Below are 25,770 nucleotides of genomic sequence, written 5' to 3' on the forward strand. Positions count from 1 at the left end.
TATGATCATACCACTACTTATAAGTTTAGAATTGCTCCGTCACATGTGTTGTTATATGTTTGTTATTTAAGGTAAACCGGAAAACATTAATATATAAAACAGCGTATTATTAAACATGGATGAATATAAAAGTGGCAATAAAGTGGAAGCTAATAATTGGATGTGCAATAAAAATTAACAACAGATCAGCGAGTCACTGGGTTGTGCAATTGCCACTTTACAGCCGGGCTGTGGCAACTTTTTATGAGGCGACTATTTGCTAAAGTCAATGGAATCAAATCGTTTTTGAAGTGATTTTCTGTGCTCCTGTTCTTCCTCAATATAGGTGCCGGACAGCATCTCTTCACGCTGCATTTCAAGCATACTGCGTTTATCGTCAATTACTGCTGTGAGCTTTTCTTTGTCTGAAGCACGCAGATCGGTGGAGTTGTTTATGTCTTGCTCCATCAGATCAAGCATTTCAATTCGTACACCAAGCTCTTTATATTGCAAAAAGTTGATGCCTAAACTGCCGAAAAGTAACGCTTCGTTAATCTCATGCTGCTCTATCTCAACTTCAATGGGCATCTCCATGATCCCGATTGTCGCCTCTTGATAAAGCTGAATTGCGTATGAGCGTTCGTCTAAATCTGGATCAACCTTATTTTTAGCGTTTTCAAGTGCGCGTTCGTAGTAGGCTTTGGCTTGTTCCGATATTTCCTCATTATTGGTATTAAGTGATACAGGCATCACATGGTCGGGGTCGGTGGTAGTTGGTTTGGGGTTGAGTACGTCTTGCATTAGTGATGCAAATTTCGAGTGTTTATCAATGCTTTGCTGATCTGTATTTTGCTGGGTTTGAAAGATCCGATTTTGATTTAACGTTGAGATGCTATTCATTTCCGTGCCTTTAGAAAGCGAAATAGAAACTTTACCGATAGGCGGCAAAGACGGGATTAATACGATGTAAGTTAAGCAACTTATAGACCAAAAGTAGCTAGCGCTGAGCAGGGGCTTGGTAATTAAAGCATTAATATTGAAAAATGGAATTTAGACAGCGTTATTTAGAGGCTATAGGTGAGTCGAAATTACTTTATGATTTCTGGAATGTTAAAAGGCGGCAATTTACCGCCTTTTATTGTCGCTAATTAGAACTGATAGTTAACAGTCAGTTTAGCGTTGCGCTCGTTACCAGGTAAACCACCTAAGAACAGCGCTTTGCTGTAGTAAGTTTCATCAGCTAAGTTTTCAATGTTAAGCTGTACGTGGACGCTGTCTAAATAATATGCAGCAGACATATCCCAACGTGTGAAGCTGTCGATTTTTGCTGTCGGCAAACCAAAAGAAGGGTGGTTTACCGTGCGTTCTCCAACGTATTGCATGCCTAAGCTTAGTTCTAGCTCTCCGCCCATCACTTGAGGAAGTGTATGCGTTAACCATGTGCCAGCCATTTTTTCAGGGATCCCTTTTTTGGGGGCTTCCCTTTTATCCGGATCTATCTCTTGATGACGAATTGACACTGCATCTTGGTACGTTGCATTGACATTCAATTTCCATGCTTCAGCCAGCGCTAGGTTTAAGTCAAACTCAACACCTTTGGTTGTTTCATTGTTGTCATATTTGTAGCGAGGGATCCCGGCATTGAATTCAGGACCTTTTTGCTCGTCATATTCAGGATTTGCATAACGTAAGTTTGTACGTTTGGTATCAAATACGACAATTGAACCTAGTAAGTCTTCATCAAATGCGGTAAAGCGAATACCGATATCGAGTGTTTCTGACTCTGAATCAGGTGGATTTGGTACAGATACATTGTTACTGATAGATGAAAGCACACCAAATGCAGTACGGCCTTTACCGACATTAATAAACGCTGATAGCTCAGGGATTACTTGGTAGTTAACGCCAAATGTGTAAGTCATACCTGAGTCATCTGTATCGTTTTCTGGCTCTACTCCTTGTGCGCGAGCCGTACCTAAATGCTGGTATTCTTGCTCAATTTTGGTGTATGCGACCCCGGCGCGCATAGTTAATGCGTCCGTTAAATATAGAACTTCCTGTGCACCAATACCGTAAGCAGTCAGTGATTTATCATAATTACTTCTTACGATAGGATCGTAATCCATAAATTCGCCAGCCCCCCAGTTAGGGTTACGGATATCTAAAATGTAAGGAATGGCATTGCCTGATTTGTTACCATCGGCATCATAAGCAGACCATTGTTTGAATGACATATCTCGGTTTTCATAGTTAGCACTGATGAGATGTTCACCACTGATATCACCAAAGTTCCAACCAATTTGCAGATCACCAAAATACTGCCAAGTTTGTTCATCAGATACTGCACGGCGGTACTCTTGACGACGTGCTGCAAAAGGATGCAACTGACCATCTTCTGTGACTAACGGCGCTCGTGGTGTTGTATTGATGTTACCTGAGCGTTCCCAGTAAACATAGTTGTATGAACCTGTTTGACGCACTAAGTCAGAATCATATTGACGCCATAACACTTGCTGGGTAAGTGTTGACTCTTCACCTAAGTGCCAATCATGACGAAGCTTAAAGCGCAACTCTTTACCTTCATTAGGCGTTGAAAGCGGAGACACTAAACTCGTATCACCTAAATCAATTGGTCTAAGGCCATCACTTGTAGAAATAGAAGCAGCAAGTTGTTCACGCTGTGCGTCGGTAAGTTGGATCCCTAAATATTCAACAATACCATTTTCGTCAGTAAACTTACTTTCATTTGGTAAGTCAGCACCTGTTAGCTTTCTTGGATCGCCACTGATGCTATCCCAGTTTACGATACGAACAGGGTCGCCAACAGAGTCTACTTGAACTGCATCATCTATATAGGCTGCTGAAAATAGTAGTGAGTGGTCGTTCGACGCTTCAAACTTAAGGCTCGCATAGACTTCATCGCGGTCCTGTTGCAGATCTCGGTAGCCATCACTGCGCTCGTGGTTAAGAACCACACGGTATGCTAAGTCGTCAGTAATGGCATTGGTTGCATCAAGCATCAAGCCATATGTGTTCCAGCTGCCTACTTTTGTGCTGATTTCGTAAGCTTCTTCAAACTGTGGCTTTTTCTCAATCAAGTTGACAACACCACCTGCCGCACCAATACCGTAAAGACCTGTTGCAGGACCTTTAAGTACTTCCATGCTTTCAATGTTTGTCATAGAGCGAGTTGGGTTGTAATTGTTACCAAGGCTTGCACCGCCGTACATGCCGTCATAAGTGTAGTTTACGCCTAGACCACGGATCGCAAGGTTGTCACCGATACCATAGTTATTACCAGCTTGAGTAAAACCACTGACGTTTCTGATTGCATCTTGCAGCGTATTTGCTGTTTGAGAGTCAAGTAAATCCTTATCAACAATAACCACAGCAGCAGGTGTTTGCATTAATGCCATGTTTGATTTGGTCGCAGTACCTGATTCTAAGATCAGTGCGTTATGTTTGTTATAAACGCTGATGCGCTCAATATCGTCTTGGGCTTTGTCAGCAGCATGCGCTGATGCAACAACACCACCTAGTAAAGCAACTTTAACAGCTGTTGCCAGAACACTTTTTGAATTCAGTGAACGAGAGAATTGCATATTACACTCCAAACTTCGCAATATGATTGTTTATTCGCAGAGAGCGCGCATACTAACAGTGATGACAAATGATAACAACTCTCATTTGCGTTTAATAAAAGTTGCTAAAGTTAATGTTTGTTATCGATTTATTTATTTGTTTTTTTTGTGTGGTTTTTGGGTTTTTTTATTGTTTTAAATTGTGTTTTTATGGTTTTGTTTTTGGTGTTTGATGTGAATTTTGTTGCATTGTTTAATGGGGCAGCTACAGGTCTTATAAGAAGAAAAACTAAGCAACTTAAGTTTTGCATTGCTCTGAACGGACGATTTCAATGTAATGAGCCATACTTTTGGTTTGCTCAAACTCAAATTGCACATCGATTTGTTCAAGACTATCTATTCTGTCCAATCTGAATTCTCGATACGCTTGTCGCAATAAACAAAAAGCAATGATTGTCCATTTTCCGCCCCAGTAAACAAGGCCCAATGGCTCGATGGTTCTGTTACTCGGCTGGCCTTTCGCATCTTGATAACTCAAACAAAGCTGGTGCTTAGATTCGATGGCAGAGCGTATCATTTGACTGTGATGTTGATCTTTTTCAGCATGGGTAAAACCGACTGCAAGAAACGGCAGGTTGTCACTTAGTTGCTTTAAGTGAGGTGGCAACACCGCTTCGATTTTTGCGATGGCCGAGTGCGCTTGTTGTGCTAGTTGTGGATCCGTCCAAGCTTGCAGCATTCGGCTACCGATGAGTAAAGCTTGCAACTCTTGAGGAGAGAACATCATCGGCGGCAGATCACAATCTTTGATAAGATAGCCAATCCCGGCTTCCCCCTCGACGGGTACACCTGATGTTTGTAGATTTTGAATATCGCGGTAAATTGTGCGCTCAGACACGGCTAACCTGTCAGCCAGTTGCTTGGCTGTGACAGCCACTTTACGTCCTTTTAAATGGTTAACCAGCTGAAATAGTCGCTCTGATTTATGCACAATTTACCTCTTCGTTTAATTAAGCAGTACACTCACTTTGCTGTAGTATCCCATGATGGCTAATGCCAACAGACTCTTTATCGACCAGCGCACAAAATGCTTTGCACACTTCAACTTCTTCAAATGCACGTTGCATGTGCTGGTTGTCTTCCATACATTCCCAATAGCTAATATCGATGAATGTATCAGTATTTGCTTGTTGGGCCAACGAACGATAAATAAACCCCTTTTGCTTTTCGGCAAATTCCTCAAATGCCGCGCTCTTTTCTAACAGCTGCTCGATAGTGACGCCTGAGTTTAACTTAAAAGTGACAATTTCAATGATATTTTGAGTCATGGTAGTTGCTCCTTGTTGTTGATGCAGTAATTAAAGCAAAAAGGAGTGTCAGCTATTGTCAGGAGTGTGTCATTGGAGTTTTAATAAGGGAATACTGTAACTGCTCCATAAATGTGACAGGTGCACGCAGTTTAGCCCCAGCAATAACTCAAGGAATAAGATCTGATGACTGTAATATATCAGTCTGGGCATGCTTAAAGAGTAGGCCTGATTTCCAACGTTAAATGTTAGAAAGCTTTGGTTATTGCGGGCAGAAAAATAGATCCTTTATAGTTGATTAGCTAACTGCGTTGTTAGTGTGGCGCACCACAGCGGTGCACCACACTTTTTTAAGCAAGGTTGTATGAGGGAACCAGTGTGAAGGTTCGTGTTTCATCAAATATCACTTCAACAGGGCCTTTTTCCGCATCTACTTTGATGCTATCTCCCAAGTCTGGATCGCCATTGTAGTTTGTTACGCTGACAACAAAATTAGGACAGGGGGCTTTTAGAATACACGTCGCCTCACTTGGCACTGCGTTTTGGGTTTTATCATAAACCACTGGTGGCTCGTTGCCATCGGAAAGTACAAATTACTCTTGTTGAAAAGATCTGTTCGAAATAATGGCTTTATATTCTTTAGACATTTTTGAATCCTTTAAGAAACCAGTTCATAAGTTGTCTAACTTTAGTTTGTATAATTTTGTGGTTCTATTACATCTTATTACATATAAAACAGCTCAAATAATGAGTCTTTCACAACTGTAGACAAATACACTCTAGCTACAGAGCAATCCATCGCTACCGTAACTCCCTTTTTATCAATATCAAAAAGCGCCAGAGAAGTTGGGCTTGAGTTACTTTTTCAAGACAAACGAATAAGGTGGTTTAATTTACTAAGCTACTTGCACGCCTTCCTCTCATTTATATTTATATTTCTTATAGGTCTAGGCCTAAGGAACCGATTTAGAATCTAATCAAACAAGCCCCGTAAATGCGGGGTTTTTTATTGCCTAATAAAAGATAAAAACACGGTCATGAATTTAATAGAGCAGCTCAAAAAGCAGGAAGGTCTCTGAAAGCATCCCAATCACCGTACAGGCGACAAGTTAACTATTGAGTATGGAAGAGGTTAGCTAATGCTGGTTTTAGCCGAGGGAAGCAAAAGTGCTTCGGTAAAAATAAATACTCGCTTTAGCTCATGGACCTAGAAGCCAAAACTACAAGTGTGATATGTAACAGGTCTTAAGATAGCGGTAACACATAAAGTTTCTAAAAGATTGTATTAATTGACTGATATGGCGAATAAATAGCGCAGCCAAATAGCTAGTAAGCTGCGCCTTTGTTTTTAGTGTGGCAGGTAACAGAGCTGCCTTTTCATTAGTTATCGTTAAGATCTAACGCTTCTAGTTCTTGGCCAAGAAACTTGAGTCCGGCTTTGGTTAGGACGATTTGTGTGATTTGTACCGTACTTTGACGAGCAAGCTTTTCGTTGACAAAGAAGTGTACGACTTCTTTAAGTGCGTTTTCTTGTTGCTCAGTGGGCGCATTTGCGTCGGGGTGTACGTTACTAAATGTAGGGGTTGCTCCGTTAGGAAAGCTTTGGAGTAATAATTTACCTAGTGGTACTGCGTGACTTTTAAAGGTTTCTAAATTGTCAGACATGTGTTTTCCTCCGTGTTATGGAGGTTTTATCGTACACAGCTTTCAATAAAATAAGGAGCTAAAAAATGTACCAAAATGTATATGGACTTCGTCATGCACATTTAATAATTTAGTTGCAAAAGTGGACCTAGCTCAGTCGTGCATGCAACCTAATTCCCTGCGTTGATGATGAAGAACGTTAGATTTGTCTGAAAAACAGTGGAGTTTGGCAATTTTTTATTAACACCTAGCCGCTAATTTAGGTAAACTCGCCGCCTGCATTTATTGGAGGTAAGTATGGAATTATCAGCATGGCTCAGTTTGGCTCTGATCTGCACATTAGGCGCTATGTCACCTGGACCAAGTTTGGCTGTTGTACTGAAACACAGCATAAATAGTGGACCAAGCGCAGGAATATCTGCGAGTGTGGCGCATGCGTTGGGTGTTGGCAGCTACGCGGCATTGTCGGTGTTGGGATTGGCAAGTTTGATTGCGCAGTTTCCTGCGTTATATACAGCGCTGTTATATGTGGGTGCAGCCTATTTAGCGTATCTGGGTTATATGATTTTGACCAGCAAACCCTCTGCGAGTAACGGTACAGAGACCAGAACTGCGACCAAAACTGAGTGGTATATTGCGGCAAAAGAAGGGTTTACGGTTGCATTTGTTAACCCAAAAACGGCTATCTTTTTTGTTGCTTTGTTTTCTCAGTTTATAGACCCAGAGGCGATGACTTTTACCGTGGCATTTTTAATGTGCTTTACCGTGTTTATCATAGACGCTATCTGGTTTATTTTTGTTTCGATTGCTGCATCATCTGCCAATGACCGCTTTAATTTAAACTCAAAGCAAGGTGTTATATCGAAGATCCTCGGCGCAGCGTTTATTTTGTTGGCTGCCAGAGTACTGTACCAGACGCTCTAAGACTTCAACCGAGCTTGTTGATTGCGGCATAAATATGCCGCAATCTTATTTAGATTTGAGATTGCAAAAAGTGGCTGATAACCAGTAGCTTCAACATAGGATTGTCGCGAGTGTGCTGGTTAAATTGTAGGGCAATATAGTGCTCATCTCTGGCGATTGCGCGTTCCAAAAACACATGAATATGTAAATTATCCGCAAGCTCTAAATAAGCGTGTTTGTTGGTAAAGTGCTGCAAATGTTCACTGCCACTCAGTGGAAAAGAGGCAATGCAAGCTCCTGACAAAGACAAGCTTTGGATTGGACAGACAATTTTCGGATACGTGAGTGCCAAAGTAATGGTGGGCGATGGGAAAAACCGCCAATTTCTTGGGCATTTCCCGGTATCAATAATTTCGGGCAACTTGTTTATAAGCGCCAACAGCGTAGTCACTTTTTGATTTTTGGCAGCGTTTTCATTTTCCAAATCACCCTGTAAAACACTTTGAATATTGAGCGCTTTTATTGCTGCGTATTGGTTATGGGCGAGGTATAAAGCAAGCGGCTCAACCAACCACAATTGATAAAGACGTCGTTTGACTTCAGATGCAGGTAAAGATTCATTACTGTCTATTAATTCATCTTCACTGATTTTGTGACTTTCGACAACTTCATGAAGTAGTTTTAACTCATCCTGTGTCAATTTCATAGTAAACAACCCGACTACGCAACTATGAAAAATTAAGCAATATATATACCTTTGTGTATCGCTTTAAGTTGGCGCGGCACAAGTACCGCGCCAAACATATGTTGCGCTGTTATCTGCGCATACTGCCACTAAATCTTGAATGATGTTCAGGGCTCGTTGAGTCAGTAAAGTCAGTTGGATGCTCAAGTTTTATGACGTCAACATTCCAACCATCGTCGAGCATGCTTGTGGGTGTGATCACATACGCCTCCACATCCAACCCGGCACTTGGCGTGACGGCTTGTAAATGCAATTGCCCAAGGATAATTTTCCACGTAAATGCCCTGTTTTTACCTTGGCTCACAAAGTCCAGTGTTCCGTCATTTTTAAAGTCGAGATAGCTGGTGGTATTGCCATTAATTAAGGCAAAGCGTTCATAGCTAATTTTCATGCTGTCAAAGTAAGGTTGGTCGCTACTCGATTTGGTGCGAACCACGGCACCTAACTCTTCATTGTCTTTCCAATGGATGACATCTGGACCCGCCTGATGCATAAAGAATGACACGTCATCGGTATCGAGTTGATTCACCTCAAAGGTTAGCTCTGCCAAGCCTGTATCGGTATTGTAGGTATAAGAGCCGTAGTTGATACCCGGGCCGTCAGAGTTTGCTGGGTCATACTCGGCTTCAAAAAACTTGTTGTCTGGCATAAACACCGATACCCAAATTTTACTGGTGGTAAGTGGGTACTCAACAAATCCACCGACTCTGGGGTCATTTTCATCAAGCAACCGCTCAAACACGACGGGTGACTCACCGGAGATCTCCAAGGTCATTGTATTACCTTCAACGCTGGCTTTGTGCGATAAATTTGGGTCATAACCAAACTCGCCGTTCTGGTCGATGATTAGATCAACAGAGAGATCCTTACTGGTTTCATCCCAGCTGAGTGACCCTATTTCCATTCCGGTAGAACCGCTTGGATCATCGGTTGTATCTATTTCCATATGTACCCAAACGCCATCTCTGATGATTATGACGAAGTTTGGTGAGCTAGGCTGGTACCAAGCACCATCTATGGCGTATTGCATGCTCGCCGGCGGTGGGATCTGATTATTTTGCGATGCCTTTGCTTGCTCAAAATAGAGGTTTCTCACTTCGCCTAGTTCGCAACTGGTACCTTCGAAGTAAGCACATACTTTTATGTAATCCCTATCAAATTCTTGGATTTCAGTAACACCCACTGAGCCCATTTGGTCGATGCGTAACTTGCCATCAGCAATGGAGTAATCTGCCTGATCTCCCGTACCAAGCTGTACTTTGCGGCTAGTGGAGCCGTCTTCATTTGTCGTGGTATAAAACCAGTTGGAAAGTACCTGCTGATTTTCAATGAAATATAAGTAACGTTGGTTCATCCAATAATACTCAAATTTATCGAGCGTAGAGGCGGACTTTTTGTATTTTAAAATAGTTGAATTTTCATATGAATTACCAAAGGCAACCTCAAAGTGTTGACGTACATACCAAGTATCACCGTGTACGCTGATCACTTCATATCTTTGATGGTCATACACGCTGCACATATCGCTAGTGGCATTTTCAGGGCATTGACGCACAAAGCTGTAACTCATACCATATTGATAATTCATTATATTTAGTGACCTACCAGATACACTCCAAGTGTGTGAACCTTTTTGTAGAAATGAATACGAGATGCCGTTAATGTAATTGTCGAAAAAGTAGTCTTGAGCATAAGCTACGCCGTAGTAGGGCCTAATGCGGCCTAAAATGTCATTCTCAGCTAATGTCACCTCTTGCTCAGGCATCATCAAGCCAGAGCGCCGTCTGTACTTTTCTGTGTCGGTTTTTTCCGTGGTCGCCCAAAATTGGAATCCAGACTCAATATTTTTGATTAGCCAATACTTGAAAGTTTTTGCGGTAAGCTCATCCGTTGCTGTTAGGGTAATTGTCAATATATTATCCGTAATTGACCAAGTGAATGCTCGACTAGTATCTGCTGGCATTTGTGCACTGCCAGTACCATCTTGATTAAAGGTCACTTTACTGGCGAAGCTTCCATTATCAAGAATGTACATCATGTTGATATACCAGTTGCCGCTAAAGTTAGTTGCAACTGGTGTGATGGTCTGGTTTTTCCCTATCATTGAGAGATCCATAGCGCGACTTACATCGCTGTTTACCAAGACCTCGTTACCAGTACTATCAGTGGAATATTCATCGCCAATAAAGGTGATGCTGATGGCTTTTGCAACCGGGCTTTCATCATACACAGTGAACGAGGCGCTTTTGTATTTGTATTGGCAAGAGAAGTAGCTGCCATTGCTGTCTTTGCATGAGTAGGTTTTACTCATCACACCCGGCGCGAATGTGAGGGAAACAAGACCATTGTCATCTTGGCTCCATGTCATATCGCCACTGGAATAATCGGCGAATGTACCTGTATTGTCTTGGTTAAACGTGGCTTCAAAAAATAGCTCACTGAACGTTTTGGTAGAGCCAAGTAAGTAGTCGCCATTAAAGTCTGACTGGCTGTTATCAACTAAATCACCATCTTGTTTTATGTCATTTTTAGTGCTTTCAATTAGTGTTGGATTTTTATCATTTATGGTGTCTGTTAATTCGGTGACGGCGGTTGGCGAAGACACCAGCTCAAAAGTAGAGTTTACGCCTGAAGGTAGGCTAAATTGGTTGTCACCTTCTCCGTCTACCACAATTTTTATCAGTGCGGCGAGTGTGAGCTTTTCATCCGCATCAATCCCAACCAATACGTTATTGAGTGCTGATTCGGTTTCAGGCGTGCCGATTTCTCGGGTAATTAACGCATATTCAGAAGTGGTGACGTTGGTGATATTGACACCGAAATTTTCATCTTTATTTAAGACTCCATCTTCACCAGCTTGGCTTTCAATCGCCGAAAAACTCGGCAGTTGCGAGTAAAATTCGACGTCTGATTGTGTGCTACCGCCTTTGGCTCGGATCCTCACCAAATCATTTACCATAGACTCGTCAACATCGAGTTGATAGGTATAGGCACCAGTTGCATCTGCTGCGAGTTCAAAACTTTGATCTCCCACGTATACTGTCAGTGCCGCGTTGGGGATCGGTTCATCTGTAACAAGTCCAGTGATGGTTACGGACTTCACAATTCTAGCGACGCTTAGGTTGAAGTCCGCGCTTGCCGATGCGTTGTCATCATCGGTAACGGTAACACGCAACGTCATTGTGGAGTCTTCAGAAATATCAGGGGTTGTAAAAGTGACAGTATTGGTGGCAGCATTCGATAACGTTGTTGTTGGTCCAGCAACAATTTGCCATGCAAATGTGTTTACTGTGCCATCGCTGTCAGAGGCTTGGGCTGTGAGCGTAACTTCTTTTTTTTCTTGTACAGAACTTTCACCACTGATAGTGACTGTTGGTGCACTATTTTGCGGGGTACTTGGTGTAGAAGGTGTGGAAGGGGAGCTATCAGAACCACCCCCTCCGCATCCGGTGATCGATATACCTAACACCCAAGTGAGTATAAGGTGCATCCGTTTACGTGAATAAAACATGTTCTTGTTCCTCCGAAACACACGATACAAACTGTGCAGGTTTTCTGAATCAGTATTGGGTTCAATAAGCATAGTAAATGGGTGAAATTCGTACAGTTGAATTGCTAAAATGAGGAGAAAAAGTTGTCGGTGTTTCGCTAATTTACAAAAGTCAGGTGAGAAGTTGCAGACCCGACTTGGCTGTCAGGACGCTTTTTAATGAGCGTTGAATTGGAGGGGACCACAAAGCCGCCGAAACATACAATATCAAGTTGCGTATATTCTTAAAACTCAGTATGTTGGCTCTATTAAGTAGCTTGAGCTAGGTGTTCATTTTTAATAACAAGCAATAGGAATTCAAATGTTGTATTCATCTCCGTTATCTTCAGGCAGCAAAATTGCTGTCACCGCATTTTCGTCGGGTGTTGCTGCACCTTGTCACCCGAGGTTAAATATCGTCTTACAAGATCTGAAAAATCGTGGGTTTGAAGTACTGGAAGGCCAATGTTTGCGAGAAGATAAACTGCATGTCAGTGCACCACTTGAAGCGCGGGTAGCGGAGCTTATGGCATTTTTATGCGACGATAGTATCGACGCAATTATGGCGCCTTGGGGTGGAGAAATTGCGATGGATATATTACCCAGGTTAGATTGGCAACGATTGAAAACCGCTAAACCAAAATGGCTTATGGGCTTTTCAGATATCAGTACAGTTCTAACATCAATCAGTTGCAAACTAGGCTGGGCAACGTGCCACTGCACTAACTTAATGCAGTTGGGACTGAATCAAACTGACGAATTAACAGCTAAAGTATTCGAGCATTTGGCCACCCCCATTGGCGGTGAATTCAAGCAAGCGGCTGCGCAATTTTTTGAACGACGCCATGCAGACTATAGTAAGGATCCGACAGCTGCTTTTAATCTATCAGAACCAAGCCAGTGGAAAATATTAAATAATGCGTACCATGATGAAGTTGAATTTACAGGCCGTTTAATCGGTGGGTGCATAGACACGCATATGGTGCTGTATGGCTCTGATTATTTCTTGCCTCACAAAAATCTAATCAGTAGAGAAGATAAAGTTATATACTATTTTGAGAATGGGGAGCTAACCCCGACACAGTATTTTAGGGCATTTCAAAGTTTGAAACTCAAAGGTGCATTTGACAATGCCTCGGGTATTTTAGTCGGCCGAAATGCAGCACAAGTGACACGTGGAGAAGGGTACGACGATTTAATCGCTTTGCAGCAATCATTGGGCGAGCTTGAAATTCCTGTACTGTATGATGTTGATGTCAGCCACCAAGCGCCCAATCTCACTATGGTTAATGGCGCTTTGGCAAATGTTAAATTGAAAAATGGGTTGGGAGAAATTAGCCAAAAGTTGATTTAACCGCGCCTCAGGCACGGCAAGTCCTCGCCTCATTTCTCTACGTGTTTTTAAATGCAAGTTAGCTATTTTTGTGGTGAAAATAGCTAACCATCTTATGATATATCGCACTTCTAAAACTTAATTGTTTTCTTTTAGACACGGAAATTGACACATCGAGCAACTATATTGGTGAGCGCACTAATATACCGATGATTGAATAAATTGAAGGCTATCATCTGCTAGATTAGTGGGTTTGTCGCAATTTAAGCGTTTGTAAAACGCTTTCATAGTATCTTCTTTAAAAACAATTATCATTTGAGGTGCAAAAATGCGTTGTATTCCTGCGTTTATATCCGTTGTTGCTTTATCCGTTCTTGCGGCTTGGTCAACATCAACATGGAGCACGCCAGTAGAAGTTGCGGTTTTTCAAGCCAAGGATCTTCAGTATAAAAATAAACTGACTTTGAGCGGAACCGTTGAAGCGAAACAAAATGCCACACTTGCGAGTTTAGAGGCCGGCGTTGTCAACGAGTTGTTGGTGGAAGTAGGCGATGTAGTTAAACGCGGTCAAGCCCTTTTAAAACTAGATCCGACATTGGCAAAGTTGAGATTGGAGCAAAGTGAAGCGTCAGTTGAATCCGCTGATGTTGCGCTTTTAGAGTCTAAACGCCAACTTGATGAGGTTGAGTCTCTCTCCAAAAAGCAATTTGTAGCACCGACTTTACTTGCAGAGCGTCGTGCTGATGTCGCTGCATCAAAAGCAGCATTAGCAAAAGCAAAAGCGGCTTTAGCAATGGATAAGGAAACACTAAGAAGGCAAACTCTGTTTGCGCCTTTTGACGGTGTTGTGATGAAGCGTAATGTCGATTTAGGTGAATGGGTTACAACGCAGACGCATACTTTAACACTGGTTTCTGTAGGAGATTTACGACTCAAAGTCGCGGTACCTCAAGAATATATAAATGCTTTTTCAAACAATAATATAAATGAATTAGTTATTCAGCCAGATCACGATCAAAGCAAATTTATAGCGGCAAAAGTGCAAGCAATTGTGCCGGTTATTAATGAGCAAACTCGTAGTTTTGTTGTTCATGTTGAAGTACCTAAGCAAGAATCGTTTATTGCGGGTATGTCGGCGCAAGCGCAATTTGAATTGCCTAGTACAGGTACTCAAGCAGTATGGGTGCCAAAGTCGGCACTTAAGTATCATCCAGATGGCGCTTTGAGTGTCTTTGTTGCCAATGGAAACTCCGCTACTCGCCATACGGTTAGAGTACTAGAGCAGCGCGGTGAACAAGTACTTATTTCAGTTGTGTCAGGCGATAGCACTGTACTAAGCGGACCAATTATTATGACTGCTGTTCAACTGCTAAAAAATGGCAGTGAGATCACGGTGAGTAAGGACTAGCAGATATGATTGAAAGCGCCGTTAAACGCGGTACCTTAGTTGCCGTTATCTCTTTGATTATCTGTATTTTGGGGCTGGTGACAGCGTTAAAAATTCCAGTACAGATGATCCCCGACCTTGAAGTCAGAACCATAACGGTTCAAACAGGCTGGCCAGGTGCAACGCCACAAGATGTTGAAAAAGAAATCCTCGTTGAGCAAGAGCGATATCTACGCAGTTTGCCAAACCTCAAACGCATGGTGTCCTATTCTCAAATGGGATCTGCACGGATCCAACTGGAGTTTCCGTTTGGTGTTGATGTCAATGACGCCTTGATTCGTGTCAACAATGCCCTTAGCCAAGTTCCCAGCTATCCGGAAAACGTTGATCAACCAAGGTTGTATTCGAGCTCTTTTTCGTCCAATGCTTTTATGCATTTTGTGCTAAAGCCGCAAACTGGAAATCCGCTTGATTTAGATGTCGATATGCTCAGAGATTTTGCCGAAGATTTCGTAAGGCCACGAATGGAGAGTATACCCGGTGTGTCAGAGGTAGGTGTTGGTGGTGGTGCAGCTAGACAAGTACAGATTAATGTTGATCCTAGTCGCTTGGCCCAACGTGGGTTAAGTGTAACAGATTTAAGAAATGCCATCCGTTCGCGCAATCGCGATGCATCGGCAGGCGACATTGAAAGCGGCCCAAGTCGTTATTTATTACGTATGGTTGGACGTTTTGAGCAGCTGAATGAGCTTGATGATTTGATTATTTCTGAGCGCGATGGTGTGATCACCAAGCTCCGAGATGTTGCCGTTGTGTCGCTAGACCATTTTGAATTACGTGGTATTTCATACTCAGATGGTGAGCGTACTTTAAGGTTGTCAGTACGTCGTGAAAGTGGCTCAAATGTTATTGATATTAAGCAGCAAATGCTGCCAGTGATTGAGCAAATTAACCAAGAATTGTTAGCGCAAAATGGCTTAGAGCTGATCCTAATGAGTGACGATGTTCAATATGTTGAAAGCTCACTTAAAAATGTGTGGACTAATTTGGCATTAGGTGCGTTGCTCGCAACCTTGGTGATGTTTTTATTTTTACGCTCAGGGCGTGCCACATTGGTTGGCGTGATGGGCATACCAATTTGTACTGTTGCAGCCTTCCTAGGCTTAACGCTATTTGACCGTACCATTAATGTTATTTCGCTTGCCGGAGTGGCCTTTGCAATTGGTATGACCGTCGACAATACCATCGTAGTACTTGAAGCCATAGTGCAAGCAAACAGGCGCGGCACGAGTAAATTGCACGCTGCAATTAAAGGTGTAAAAGAAGTTTGGCCTGCGGTTTTGGCTTCGACTGCGACAACAGTGTTAGTATTTGCGCCAATCTTATTTGTTCAACAAGAAGCTGGTCAGCTCTACTCCGACATTGCGATTGCCGTATCGTCTGCAATTATTGCCTCTATGCTGGTGGCTATTTTTATTGTACCGACAACATTGGCAAATTTACCTAATCGTAAAGATGAGATGAAAACTGTCACACTTTCAAAGCGTTGGCTTGCACTGGTGTCGTTTTGCGTGGCATCAAAAGCCAGAGCAACAGCCATCACTGCAAGTTTTGTGGTTGTGACACTTGGTGCTGCATATGCCTTAATGCCCGCTGCTGAATATTTACCTGAAGGTGAAGAACCTAAAGCGTTTTCAATGATGATTGCACCGCCAAGTTATAACCTGTCAGAAATGAAAGAGATAGGTGATGAGCTGCGTGTTTATTTTAATGGCCATATTAATGCATCGAGTGACGCATTTGATAAAGGCGAGACGGACATGCCGCCACTGGCTTACTACTCGATGTCAGTATCTATTGGCCGTATTTGGTTTTTAAGTGCTCCGACGGACCCAAATAATATCCAGGCTATGATGGATGCAATCACGGCTAAGTTCAGAAGTTATGAAAATATGCGTGCTTTCTCTGCTAGGGGGTCAATTATTTCAAGTAATGATGGTGGCACACGTGCAGTAGCGGTTGATATTGCTGGGAGCAATTTAACGGACTTGTACCGCGCAGCTGAAGCAGTATACGAGCAAGCTCAAGTAACATTTGAAAACCCACAAATTAACTCAGACCCTCGGGCACTGAGCCTAGATCAACCGCTTATTGAGATTAAACCCAAATGGCAAAGGCTTGCTGAGCTTGGGATCAGTCCAAATGAATTTGGTTATACAATTTCGTCATTGAGTGACGGTGCGTATGTTGATGAGTTTATTTTGAACGATGACAAAATAGATATGTTTATTTTCAGTCATCAAAAGGAAAAGCAAACCATTGAGCAACTGGCCACTTCACCCATTGTTACGCCATCTGGGGATGTGTTGCCACTGAGCGCATTGGCTGATTTAGTGGAAAGTAAAAACAGTGATAGCTTGCGCCGTGTAGATGGCAAGCGAACGGTGACTGTATATATCATTCCACCTCGAGATGTGGCATTGGAAACCGCCGAAGAGATTGTGCGTACCGAGTTACTACCAACTCTTTGGCAACAAGGGAAAATTGCGCAAGGTACTAAAGTTTCTATCAGTGGTGCGGCCGACCAATTGGAAGCGACACAAGCCTCGTTATCGAGCAACTTTATTGTGGCCTTAGTACTGAGTTATTTGTTATTAGTGGCGATATTTACGCATTGGAGTTACCCATTGTTTATTCTAGCCACTGTGCCATTAGGTATGGCAGGGGGCTTACTGGGGTTGATTTCCGTAAATGGCGTTAATGTGTTGCTGGCAAATTTTGGAATGACACCATTCCACCAACCCTTTGATATGATCACCATGTTGGGCTTCCTTATTTTATTGGGGACTGTGGTAAATAACCCTATTTTGATAGTAGATCAAACTCGAAAGTTGATTGTAGATCAGGGGATGGAAGTTGTTGCAGCAGTCAAACAGGCGGTTGCAACGCGACTTAAACCGATATTAATGTCGACTGCGACCACATTATTTGGTCTTGCACCTTTGGTGTTTATACCAGGAGATGGCACTGAGTTATACCGGGGTGTTGGTATTATCGTATTGTGCGGCATAGTGTTCTCGATGTTGCTTAGCCTGACGTTTTTACCGGCGCTGCTGGTCAGTGTGCTGAGTAACAAGCGGGTGCGATAAACACTAAAAAAGGAGCTTCGGCTCCTTTTTTATGAGCAATTGAAAACTAAGATAGTTCAGTTACCTGAGTATGCCTCTTAAACGCCAGTGCTATGGATATAGAGTCGCGATAGCACTTTATAAACTTCACAGCGCAGCGTGAAGCTGCCTCCTTATAAAGAAGCTTAAACAATAGCAAGCCGGTTTTTGAGTCTTGATAGGGTATCTCGACACTGTGCTTTATTGTTTTGGTGTTTAATTAGACCAAGTTATCTCTAGTACTTTACTAACTACACATTTTTTCCCGTAAATCTAAGCGTCTCTTATGGCGTGGCAAACAAGGCGTTTGGAAAATAATGGATACATTAGTGGCGAGGCTTTATTGGCTCTGTTTCTTTTAGTCAATTTCGTACCTTGCCCTAATTACAAAACGCCACTTGTACCCCCAATATTGTTGTACTTTTCATGGTTTTTAGTGATTAATTTTGGCGATTAAAAAGTTTTAATTGAGTATGGTCGTCGTATGTCTTTCTATTTACAAAATTTTATCTGTTTGTTTTTAAAGCTTATAATTTTTGTCTTCCGATGTTTTTTTACAAAAACGTATTAATCGGCCCATTTGGGCGCACTTACGTGATGGCCAGTGCAAAATTGCACTCAGTTCCAACGTTATGAGGGCAAACACAATGGAAAATACGTCTTTAAATATATCAAGCAACGCGTCGCAATCTCCGACTGTACAGGGCAGTAAAGCAAGCTCAAAACGGGCTAATCAATGGCTGAAATACTCAACGACTTTTTGGTTTCTTGCTGTGTTAGCGGGTCAGTGGTTTTTCTTTTACTACATTATCGCGTTTTACGGGTTTTCAGTTATCAACAACAATATGGAGATATGGAACGTGTGGGAAGTGTTTGGTAAAACACCATACAAAGCGGGTGACTTTGCTGGCAACGCAGCTTTTGCAGCACATGCTATTGGAGCCGGGGTTGTGGCGTTTGGTGGGGCATTGCAATTGATGCCGCAAATGCGTCGTTACTTTCCAAAATTTCACAAAATAAATGGTTATCTATATTTGTTAACCGTGTTTGCTTTGTCTATATCAGGATTCTATTTGGTATGGATCAGAGATCAGCACCCAATCACTCTTGACGGCATTGGGACCAGTATCAATGGTATATTGATTCTTACTTTTACTTATTTTTGCGCCAAAACAGCGATTAAAAAAGATATTCGAAATCACAAGAAATGGGCAATTCGTTTATTTTTGGTGTCAAATGCGCAGTGGATTTTAAGGATCGGTGTCTTTAGCTACTTAATCACTGGTACAACTATGGGCCTTGCCCCGGCGTTTGGCGACCCGTTTTTCCCTATGTGGACTTTTGGTTGCTTTGTGGTCCCGTTAGCAATGGCTGAATTGTATTTCTTTGCCAGTGAGACGCAAAATCAAAAGGTAAAATGGTTGGCTGCGGGTTGTTTATGTGTGCTGACACTATTGATGTTGGTTGGGATCGTGGGCTTTACACCTTTCTTATTAAAAGTAATGTCAGGTGATGCGATCTCTATATAGAGGTAATCATCAATCGTACTTGATGTTACCATAACTAAGTTTAGGCAAGCGTAGGCTTGCCTTATGCGTATTTTTCGGTTTGTCTGTTTGATTAATTGTTGATGTCGTCGACTTTTTTAACCGCTTCTAGATAACGACTTTCAATGAATTTATTTTCCTTAGTCAGGTGTTTAATTTTTTGTTTGGCTTGTTGTAGTTCAGCTTCAATGGCCTTGGCGTCAACCCCGTCGCTTTGCTCTGGTAAATCGACAGAAAGTTGGTCAATAAGCTGATTCTGTTCGGCAATTTGGCGTTCATACTGTTGCACTAACGCTTGGATCTCTAGTTCATTTGGCGATTCTCCACTGACTTGAGCCGATTTCATATCCGTTTTCAATTGAGCGATTTCTTTATGTAAGTTGCTGTTCTCTTCCTTCAAGCTACCCACAGACTGGAATTGATCTTCCAATTTTGTTTTGGCGTATTTTAGTTTTTTACCACTGATGGTTAAGTCACCTTTAAGGCGCTTGATCAGTTTGTGAGAGCGTGAGAGTTTTTTATTGAGTTCATTGATAGAAGCTTGCTCTTCTTTGGTTATATGATCGGCGGTAGAGGCGCGAATTTGTGCAAGCTGTTGCTCTAGATTTGCTTGTACGTGTAAAAGCTCAGAGATGGTTTGTTCATGTTGTTGATTGAACTGCGTGGCGCGCTCCACAGAATCTTTGCACAGTGCGACCACCTCTTCAGATCCGGCGTTATTTGAGCTAGCGTTCATAAATACCGCTGCGAATTGTCTAAACTCTCTTAAAATCAACAACAAAATATAAAACCAAGCCGCTAAAATTAGCAGACCAAAATTTAAGGCTATATATTGGTAAACTTCTATCGGCAGCATGGCAGCTATTCATCGCTTCATTGATTATCAATAAGATAAGTTTAGTTTTACTGGGAAATTCTGCCTATACTGAATAGGAAATTTTAAGTTTGAGGTGAATGTGAAAGTTCTGATAGTTGATGATAGCCATGCGACATGCGAAATTATCAGGCGCGCACTTCAGCAGTTTACGTATCGGAAATTATTTATTTCTTGCGAAAATAGTGTTGATGATGCACTTGAACGCATAGAGTTGTGGCAACCTCATATTATTTTAACTGATTGGCATATGCCAGATAAGTCAGGTATTGAGTTACTTAAGGTGGTTAGCGCAACGTATCCTGAATTGCCTGTGGGTATGATCTCAACGGTTGATGACGAAGAGCAAATTAATTATGCCAAGTCGATGGGCTGTGCATTTTTCTTATCTAAGCCTTTTGCTGATAGTGAGCTGCGGAAAATTTTGCTGCCAATAGTCCAGGAACTTGAAGTTCGAGAGTTAATGGTAGAGCAAGAGACCCCGCTGCGAGAGGGGCTTGCTTTACCTAAAACGGATTTCTTGGAGCGATTGATGCAAAAAAATATCAATGCATCATTGACACTGAAACCCATACGTTCTCAGTCTTTGGATGAAAGTAAATTACCTTGTGTTATGGTTGTATATGCAGAGCGAGGTAGCCAGAAAGTGCGTGTGATCTGCGTGCTTGATGTATATGCCACGTGCGTTTTGGCCAGTAGTGTTGAAGTGATCCCAGAAGAGGAAGCGCAAAAAGCGATTCATATGAATCAAATAAACGAGTCAATTATGAATGCCTGCAAAGAGGCGTTAGCAAAAACTGCCTACGCATTTTTAGATAATCAAAGCAAAATGAGTTTGTTTGTGAGGAGTTGTAAGTGTGTCAATAGCCTTCATCCAAAACTTGAAATGCTCTACAACTACCCACTTGATAGCCGTATTGACCTATGTTGTGAAAGAGAGGGAATGGCACAAGGTAAAATGTTGATTGTGGGTGTCTGACTTCAATTGTGATTTTAAACAACCGACCTAGCATTTATTCGATAGGACTCGATTGTTTGGCTTTTTTTCGGTATTTAGCAGGGGTTGTATCTGAAAACTTTTTAAATGCGATATAAAATGTTGACTGATTATTATAGCCACACAATTCAGATATTTGTTTTAAACTCATGCTCGTGTCTTTACGTAAAAGTTGTTTTGCCAGTGTTATTCGATACTGATTAATATAGGATGTAAATGAAACGCCCAAGTTATCATTTAAAACTTGCGAAAGGTGCGGCACAGAAACCTTTAGTCTATTTGCGACTTGAGACAAACTAAGGTTTGGGCATTTATACAATTCGTCTTCTTCCATCATTTTTTCTAGCCGCGATAATATAGGGGCTGCCAAATCATGTGGTATTTTTTTACTGGCGTATTTTTCTTTTGTTGTGTTGAGTCTTCTTGCCATCAAAACTTCAAGGCTGAGGTAAGTAGAGAGTAAAAAGCATACGATGGCTACATAAATGGATGTGTAAGTGCTAAAAATATACGCTAGCCAAAGTGCAGTAGTGCAGCACAAAACAACGATTGCAACTCGACCATTTTGATCTGCCGTGATATCTAAAGATTTATTTATAACTACAGGAGTAATAGCCAGTAGAGAAGCAAATAAATAGCCAAACCAGATATACCCAATAACAGTGGAAATGTGTGCACTCCATAACAAGGTGTAATAGTCATACGGCCAAGTGATGCCAATAATAAGAGCAAGGCTAGTTGGGGGAAGTAGATGAATTTTCCAGTTAATATTTTTTGACGTTTTTAGCTTGAAAGTTTGCTTTATGTACGCAAACAATAAGGGAGCTGCTAAAAAATAGCTCGTTAAGCCCAGTTGCAAGAATGTATTGCTTTGCTCTAGATAAAAGAATAAAGGTTGGCTCATCCGAATACAAACCATGAGGGACACACCGACCAATAATTTATTAACTAGATTAAGGGGTTTTAACCTGAATAAGTAAATGCTTAAAGCCAACGAGTTGACTGCGCCGATGGCACTCAAGAAGAACAAAAAAGTGGTGGCATCTAAAACCATGAAACTCTCTACTACATATTTGTTTTTATTTTATGACTGGGAGTAGCTGGTTTCAATTGCAAAACTTGCATAAGAAAAGGGGTTGATTTTAATAATTTATTTGTTCAATTTTCTGTTTAATATCAGTTTATCCCAGTAAATAATCAGCAATAAATAAAAGAGTTTGAGTGGTAAATACTTATGAATAATAGAGATACGGCGCGATATGGGTATTATTACCGCGGCGTATCGCTATTAGTAATGAGAGTTATTGAGTCACTTTCCTTGCTCTAAATTGACGACCTTTCATTTTTCCTTCTGAAATAATCTTCAAGGCTTTATTGGCGAGTTTACGCTCAATGGCGACATACGAGGTGATTGCTGTTACCTTAATTTTACCGATTTGAGAGCCTTGTATTGATTTGTCCGCTGTCAAAGCTCCTAAGATATCTCCAGGTCGTAATTTGGCTTTTTTTCCACCGTCAATCTGTAATGTAACCATCGGAGCTCGTGCAATTTGATTACCAAACACATCGTCATTGGGTAGGTTAATCGGATCAATGGTTTGCGCTAAGTAGTCTTCCAATGCGTTGACTTTGTGAGACTCTTTGTAACTCATTATAGAGCATGCCACACCTGAATTCCCTGCGCGTCCAGTACGACCGACTCGGTGAACATGCACTTCTGGATCGTGTGCAATATGATAGTTAAGCACCATGTCGACATGATCAACGTCAATTCCGCGGGCTGCGACATCTGTGGCAACCAAGATCGTCAGGCTTTTGTTTGCAAATCGTACTAGGGTACGGTCTCGGTCTTTTTGCTCAAGGTCACCGTGAAGAGCGGCACTATCAAACCCTATTTGTTTGAGGTTATCGCAAACAGATTGGCATTCGGCCTTAGTATTACAAAAAATGACAGCAGAACTTGGTTGAAATTGCAGTAGTAACTTTTGCGCAGCAACCAGTCGTGCATCATTATCTTGTACTTCGTAAAAGTATTGCTCAATTGAACTGTGATCATGGGTTGCTTCAACAGTGACCTTTTCAGCGTTTTGCATAATATGCTTTGCTAGCTGCTCTATTCTAGGTGGGTAGGTCGCACTAAATAGCAAGTTTTGTCGTTTTGTAGGGCAGTGCTCTAGGATACATTTAATGGCATCTTCGAAGCCCATTTCGAGCATTCTATCAGCTTCATCCAAGACGAAAGTATTTACCTCTTCTAGAGATAGCCTGCCTTTTCGTAAATGTTCTTCAATTCTACCTGGAGTGCCAACAACGATATGAGCGCCATGTTCCAATGAACCTATTTGAGGACCCATGGGTGCACCACCGCATAAGGCGAGTACTTTAATGTTATGGATAGCTCTGGCGAGTTTACGAATTTCGACAGCAACTTGGTCTGCCAGTTCTCGAGTAGGACAAACAACGAGCGCTTGTACACGAAAACGTTTTACGTTGAGGTTATGCAGCAAGCCAAGCGAAAACGCAGCTGTTTTCCCCGAGCCTGTCTTTCCTTGTCCGATAAGATCTTTGCCTGCCAAGATCTTAGGCAGTGTTTGAGCTTGAATTTCCGTCATGGCTGTATAGCCAAGAGAGGTTAGGTTATCTAATAGGGCGTTTGAAAGTGACAAACTAGAAAAAAGAGGCTGAGACAAAACAAGTATCATCTATTTTGAAATAAAGGCGGATTATACCACGCACTATGTGCCGATAGAATCTTTACATGGTGGCGTTTGTTTTTCAGTCAAGGTGAAACAGTGGGGTTTGCGATAAGAGAAACCCCACTTGCCTTAGCCTGTTTGTGTTTAGTAAAAAATTTGCAGCTGTATGAGTGATGTTTACCCAATAACTTTTTTGAACTTCAATAGCCAAACGCCAAACAATATCTCAAAAATGACCGCAAAAGTGATGCCTGTGCCAGCGAAGATATATTTTTCTTTGAATGGCAGCACTTGGTTGGTGATTAAATAGTCTCCGCTAACAAAAGTGATGGCTGCGAAAGCAATAAGTAGACAAATGATAATAGGGTAATCAATATACGGATTGATATTGAATTTTACATAATTTCCACATTTACCACATGTAATCATTGTGGGTAAACCAGCCTTAAATACATCGATGAAACCAATGTTACTGCCACATTTTTTGCAAGTGTTCGTTGAATGCTCATCTGAGCGAGTTGTTCTGGGCGCTGCTGGCAAATCTATATTCTTTAAAAAATGTGCTCTCAAATTACCATAGTTTGATTGGCACTCTCCAGATATTGGCTCGATTATTTCTGCTGCTTCAATAAGATATAAGCCATTGTCGATACAATAATTCAGCGCTCTCAATAAAGAGTCTAAACCGTCTTCATCAATTAGCTCTGCAATATTGCTCTGATTTTCCAGCAGCCACCCTTTAAATGCGCCGACATTTTGTAGTACCCCACTTGCACTGTAATTACCTGACATAAGCATCGATGTATCGGCATCGAATTTCGCTAGCGGAGAGTCTTCGAGAGAAGAAAAGCTTTGGAAAAGTGTGTGTATAGAAGGTATTTCCTCGGCCAAGAAGCAAATCGCTGAATTTCGAGCATACCAATATGGATGCAGAAAACCTGCGACACTGGCAATAGCAAATGAGAAATAAGCCGCAAAGTTTTCAGCCGTTATTGGTTCACCGGAGGGAGTCGATTCATCCATATACCAAGGAATAATGAACTCATTAAAGAGTTCAAGAAACTGCTCTTGAACTTTGCTATCTGAACTCACTTCTGTCGCTCTAGATTGCAGCAACCCAGGGTGTTCAAGAATATCAAAAACATACCTCTGTATTTCTTTTTTCGAAATGCAATGAAAAGTTACATCGTAGGACACTAGTATTGCTCCAAACTCCAAGTGACATTATTTACGCAGTGGTATGACGCAAATTTTTATACGCAACATGATAGCAAGAAAGTACTAAAAGTCCTTATTTACGCAATATTTAATTTGCGCTATGAGTGCCATTTTTTAATTGGGGAAGAAAACTTATTATCTGGAGTTTTAGGCAGGTGTATTGGCATGAGTTGGAACTGAGGTCGTTTTATACTTAGCTTAAATTATTCATGGCGCGATTTTACTGCGCCACTTGCATCTATTTAGCAAACGGCGCGGCGTAGCTTTAGGCTAAGGCTTGGTCAACACCTTTAGGGTTGGGGCCGTAATCGTTGCTATCTTGATCGCCTTCTTGAATCGCAAAAATAATTAGCACAATGGCACCTATCAGTGGTAATAGAGTTATCAGAATCCACCATCCCGAGCGACCTGTGTCATGTAAACGACGAATGGAGACTGCTATACTAGGTACAAGTACTGCTAGAGCATAAATAATACTTAAAAATGATGTGCCGAGCACGCCATCTAAAAAGCCAAATACGATAGAAAAAATAAAGTTGAATAAAAAGAACATCCAATACTCTTTTCTTCTCGCTCGTCCATTAAATACCACGTAATTCTTCAACACGGATATATACCATTCCATTTTTGGTTCCTTAATTATATTTTATTTGTATTTAAGAGAGTGAAATGTGGCATATCCAATCACATTTCATTGAATGCAGCAGTTTTTTCTGGGCTTACAATTCAAGCTCTCTCAGGTAGAGAAAGTAAATCAAATAATTAATTGTAACAAGAGGTAACAATAAATAGTTATTACTATATGAAATTATTTATTTTAATTTGGCGGTTATAGAAATGTTTTACTAGGTGCTTTGATATTG

The 25,770-nt window shown here is 41.5% G+C and carries 19 protein-coding genes; 6 read left to right on the plus strand and 13 right to left on the minus strand.

The window, feature by feature from the left end; all coding sequences use genetic code 11:
* Nucleotides 1-252: 252 nt before the first annotated feature.
* From J8M00_RS00035 to J8M00_RS00060, 6 genes are all read right to left on the minus strand, one after another.
* Complete coding sequence (locus J8M00_RS00035) at nucleotides 253-879, minus strand: hypothetical protein (protein ID WP_211008338.1); 627 nt, start codon at nucleotides 877-879, stop codon at nucleotides 253-255.
* A gap of 248 nt (nucleotides 880-1,127) precedes the next feature.
* Nucleotides 1,128-3,581 (minus strand): TonB-dependent receptor, encoded by a 2,454-nt coding sequence (locus J8M00_RS00040; protein WP_211008339.1) that lies wholly within the window; start codon nucleotides 3,579-3,581, stop codon nucleotides 1,128-1,130.
* Between the two features lie 277 nt (nucleotides 3,582-3,858).
* Nucleotides 3,859-4,551, minus strand: a complete 693-nt coding sequence (locus tag J8M00_RS00045; protein ID WP_211008340.1) for a helix-turn-helix transcriptional regulator — start codon at nucleotides 4,549-4,551, stop codon at nucleotides 3,859-3,861.
* Between the two features lie 19 nt (nucleotides 4,552-4,570).
* A complete protein-coding gene (locus J8M00_RS00050) occupies nucleotides 4,571-4,888 on the minus strand; it encodes a hypothetical protein (RefSeq protein WP_023398189.1) in 318 nt (105 codons plus the stop codon).
* 329 nt (nucleotides 4,889-5,217) lie between these two features.
* The gene (locus J8M00_RS00055; protein ID WP_211008341.1) at nucleotides 5,218-5,430 is read right to left on the minus strand and encodes a hypothetical protein; all 213 of its coding nucleotides are present in this window, start codon (nucleotides 5,428-5,430) and stop codon (nucleotides 5,218-5,220) included.
* A gap of 817 nt (nucleotides 5,431-6,247) precedes the next feature.
* Nucleotides 6,248-6,532, minus strand: coding sequence for a hypothetical protein (locus J8M00_RS00060; RefSeq protein WP_211008342.1), 285 nt, complete (start codon nucleotides 6,530-6,532; stop codon nucleotides 6,248-6,250).
* Between the two features lie 276 nt (nucleotides 6,533-6,808).
* Between J8M00_RS00060 and J8M00_RS00065 the strand changes: the two genes are divergently transcribed.
* Nucleotides 6,809-7,435, plus strand: a complete 627-nt coding sequence (locus tag J8M00_RS00065; RefSeq protein WP_211008343.1) for a LysE family translocator — start codon at nucleotides 6,809-6,811, stop codon at nucleotides 7,433-7,435.
* 49 nt (nucleotides 7,436-7,484) lie between these two features.
* Here the strand turns inward: J8M00_RS00065 and J8M00_RS00070 are convergent, their stop codons facing one another.
* Both J8M00_RS00070 and J8M00_RS00075 read right to left on the minus strand, forming a co-directional pair.
* Nucleotides 7,485-8,120, minus strand: coding sequence for a hypothetical protein (locus J8M00_RS00070; RefSeq protein ID WP_211008344.1), 636 nt, complete (start codon nucleotides 8,118-8,120; stop codon nucleotides 7,485-7,487).
* A 109-nt stretch (nucleotides 8,121-8,229) separates the two neighbouring features.
* Nucleotides 8,230-11,670, minus strand: a complete 3,441-nt coding sequence (locus tag J8M00_RS00075; protein ID WP_211008345.1) for a PKD domain-containing protein — start codon at nucleotides 11,668-11,670, stop codon at nucleotides 8,230-8,232.
* 340 nt (nucleotides 11,671-12,010) lie between these two features.
* Between J8M00_RS00075 and J8M00_RS00080 the strand changes: the two genes are divergently transcribed.
* The 4 genes from J8M00_RS00080 (at nucleotide 12,011) to J8M00_RS00095 (ending at nucleotide 19,104) form a co-directional block, all read left to right on the plus strand.
* Complete coding sequence (locus J8M00_RS00080) at nucleotides 12,011-13,042, plus strand: S66 family peptidase (RefSeq protein WP_211008346.1); 1,032 nt, start codon at nucleotides 12,011-12,013, stop codon at nucleotides 13,040-13,042.
* Between the two features lie 307 nt (nucleotides 13,043-13,349).
* On the plus strand, nucleotides 13,350-14,429 hold the full coding sequence (locus tag J8M00_RS00085) for an efflux RND transporter periplasmic adaptor subunit (protein WP_211008347.1): 1,080 nt from the start codon (nucleotides 13,350-13,352) through the stop codon (nucleotides 14,427-14,429).
* A gap of 5 nt (nucleotides 14,430-14,434) precedes the next feature.
* Nucleotides 14,435-17,557, plus strand: coding sequence for an efflux RND transporter permease subunit (locus tag J8M00_RS00090; RefSeq protein WP_211008348.1), 3,123 nt, complete (start codon nucleotides 14,435-14,437; stop codon nucleotides 17,555-17,557).
* 665 nt (nucleotides 17,558-18,222) lie between these two features.
* A complete protein-coding gene (locus tag J8M00_RS00095; RefSeq protein ID WP_211008349.1) occupies nucleotides 18,223-19,104 on the plus strand; it encodes a DUF2306 domain-containing protein in 882 nt (293 codons plus the stop codon).
* A gap of 91 nt (nucleotides 19,105-19,195) precedes the next feature.
* Here J8M00_RS00095 and J8M00_RS00100 read toward each other — a convergent pair whose 3' ends face one another.
* Nucleotides 19,196-19,978, minus strand: coding sequence for a chromosome partitioning protein ParA (locus J8M00_RS00100; RefSeq protein ID WP_211008350.1), 783 nt, complete (start codon nucleotides 19,976-19,978; stop codon nucleotides 19,196-19,198).
* A 100-nt stretch (nucleotides 19,979-20,078) separates the two neighbouring features.
* Between J8M00_RS00100 and J8M00_RS00105 the strand changes: the two genes are divergently transcribed.
* Nucleotides 20,079-20,975, plus strand: a complete 897-nt coding sequence (locus tag J8M00_RS00105; RefSeq protein WP_211008351.1) for a response regulator — start codon at nucleotides 20,079-20,081, stop codon at nucleotides 20,973-20,975.
* 34 nt (nucleotides 20,976-21,009) lie between these two features.
* Here J8M00_RS00105 and J8M00_RS00110 read toward each other — a convergent pair whose 3' ends face one another.
* The 4 genes from J8M00_RS00110 to J8M00_RS00125 form a co-directional block, all read right to left on the minus strand.
* Nucleotides 21,010-21,897 carry a helix-turn-helix domain-containing protein gene (locus J8M00_RS00110; RefSeq protein ID WP_211008352.1) on the minus strand — a complete coding sequence of 296 codons (888 nt, stop codon included), beginning with the start codon at nucleotides 21,895-21,897 and terminating at the stop codon, nucleotides 21,010-21,012.
* Nucleotides 21,898-22,294: 397 nt separating this feature from the next.
* Nucleotides 22,295-23,683 (minus strand): ATP-dependent RNA helicase DbpA, encoded by a 1,389-nt coding sequence (gene dbpA / locus J8M00_RS00115; protein WP_247687165.1) that lies wholly within the window; start codon nucleotides 23,681-23,683, stop codon nucleotides 22,295-22,297.
* 183 nt (nucleotides 23,684-23,866) lie between these two features.
* Complete coding sequence (locus J8M00_RS00120; protein WP_211008354.1) at nucleotides 23,867-24,886, minus strand: hypothetical protein; 1,020 nt, start codon at nucleotides 24,884-24,886, stop codon at nucleotides 23,867-23,869.
* A 286-nt stretch (nucleotides 24,887-25,172) separates the two neighbouring features.
* The gene (locus tag J8M00_RS00125; protein ID WP_211008355.1) at nucleotides 25,173-25,532 is read right to left on the minus strand and encodes a DUF805 domain-containing protein; all 360 of its coding nucleotides are present in this window, start codon (nucleotides 25,530-25,532) and stop codon (nucleotides 25,173-25,175) included.
* Nucleotides 25,533-25,770: the final 238 nt, after the last annotated feature.

It is taken from the genome of Pseudoalteromonas luteoviolacea, from assembly GCF_018100925.1.
In the GTDB taxonomy this organism is placed as follows: domain Bacteria; phylum Pseudomonadota; class Gammaproteobacteria; order Enterobacterales; family Alteromonadaceae; genus Pseudoalteromonas; species Pseudoalteromonas obscura.

Bases quoted from the DNA above. Each gene is read 5' to 3' on its own strand.
- J8M00_RS00035 (WP_211008338.1), bottom strand. From the start codon at position 879: ATGAATAGCATCTCAACGTTAAATCAAAATCGGATCTTTCAAACCCAG.
- J8M00_RS00070 (WP_211008344.1), bottom strand. From the start codon at position 8,120: ATGAAATTGACACAGGATGAGTTAAAACTACTTCATGAAGTTGTCGAA.
- J8M00_RS00040 (WP_211008339.1), bottom strand. From the start codon at position 3,581: ATGCAATTCTCTCGTTCACTGAATTCAAAAAGTGTTCTGGCAACAGCT.
- J8M00_RS00075 (WP_211008345.1), bottom strand. From the start codon at position 11,670: ATGTTTTATTCACGTAAACGGATGCACCTTATACTCACTTGGGTGTTA.
- J8M00_RS00125 (WP_211008355.1), bottom strand. From the start codon at position 25,532: ATGGAATGGTATATATCCGTGTTGAAGAATTACGTGGTATTTAATGGA.
- J8M00_RS00080 (WP_211008346.1), top strand. From the start codon at position 12,011: ATGTTGTATTCATCTCCGTTATCTTCAGGCAGCAAAATTGCTGTCACC.
- J8M00_RS00095 (WP_211008349.1), top strand. From the start codon at position 18,223: ATGGAAAATACGTCTTTAAATATATCAAGCAACGCGTCGCAATCTCCG.
- J8M00_RS00065 (WP_211008343.1), top strand. From the start codon at position 6,809: ATGGAATTATCAGCATGGCTCAGTTTGGCTCTGATCTGCACATTAGGC.
- J8M00_RS00060 (WP_211008342.1), bottom strand. From the start codon at position 6,532: ATGTCTGACAATTTAGAAACCTTTAAAAGTCACGCAGTACCACTAGGT.
- J8M00_RS00085 (WP_211008347.1), top strand. From the start codon at position 13,350: ATGCGTTGTATTCCTGCGTTTATATCCGTTGTTGCTTTATCCGTTCTT.
- J8M00_RS00090 (WP_211008348.1), top strand. From the start codon at position 14,435: ATGATTGAAAGCGCCGTTAAACGCGGTACCTTAGTTGCCGTTATCTCT.
- J8M00_RS00110 (WP_211008352.1), bottom strand. From the start codon at position 21,897: ATGAGCCAACCTTTATTCTTTTATCTAGAGCAAAGCAATACATTCTTG.
- J8M00_RS00050 (WP_023398189.1), bottom strand. From the start codon at position 4,888: ATGACTCAAAATATCATTGAAATTGTCACTTTTAAGTTAAACTCAGGC.
- J8M00_RS00100 (WP_211008350.1), bottom strand. From the start codon at position 19,978: ATGCTGCCGATAGAAGTTTACCAATATATAGCCTTAAATTTTGGTCTG.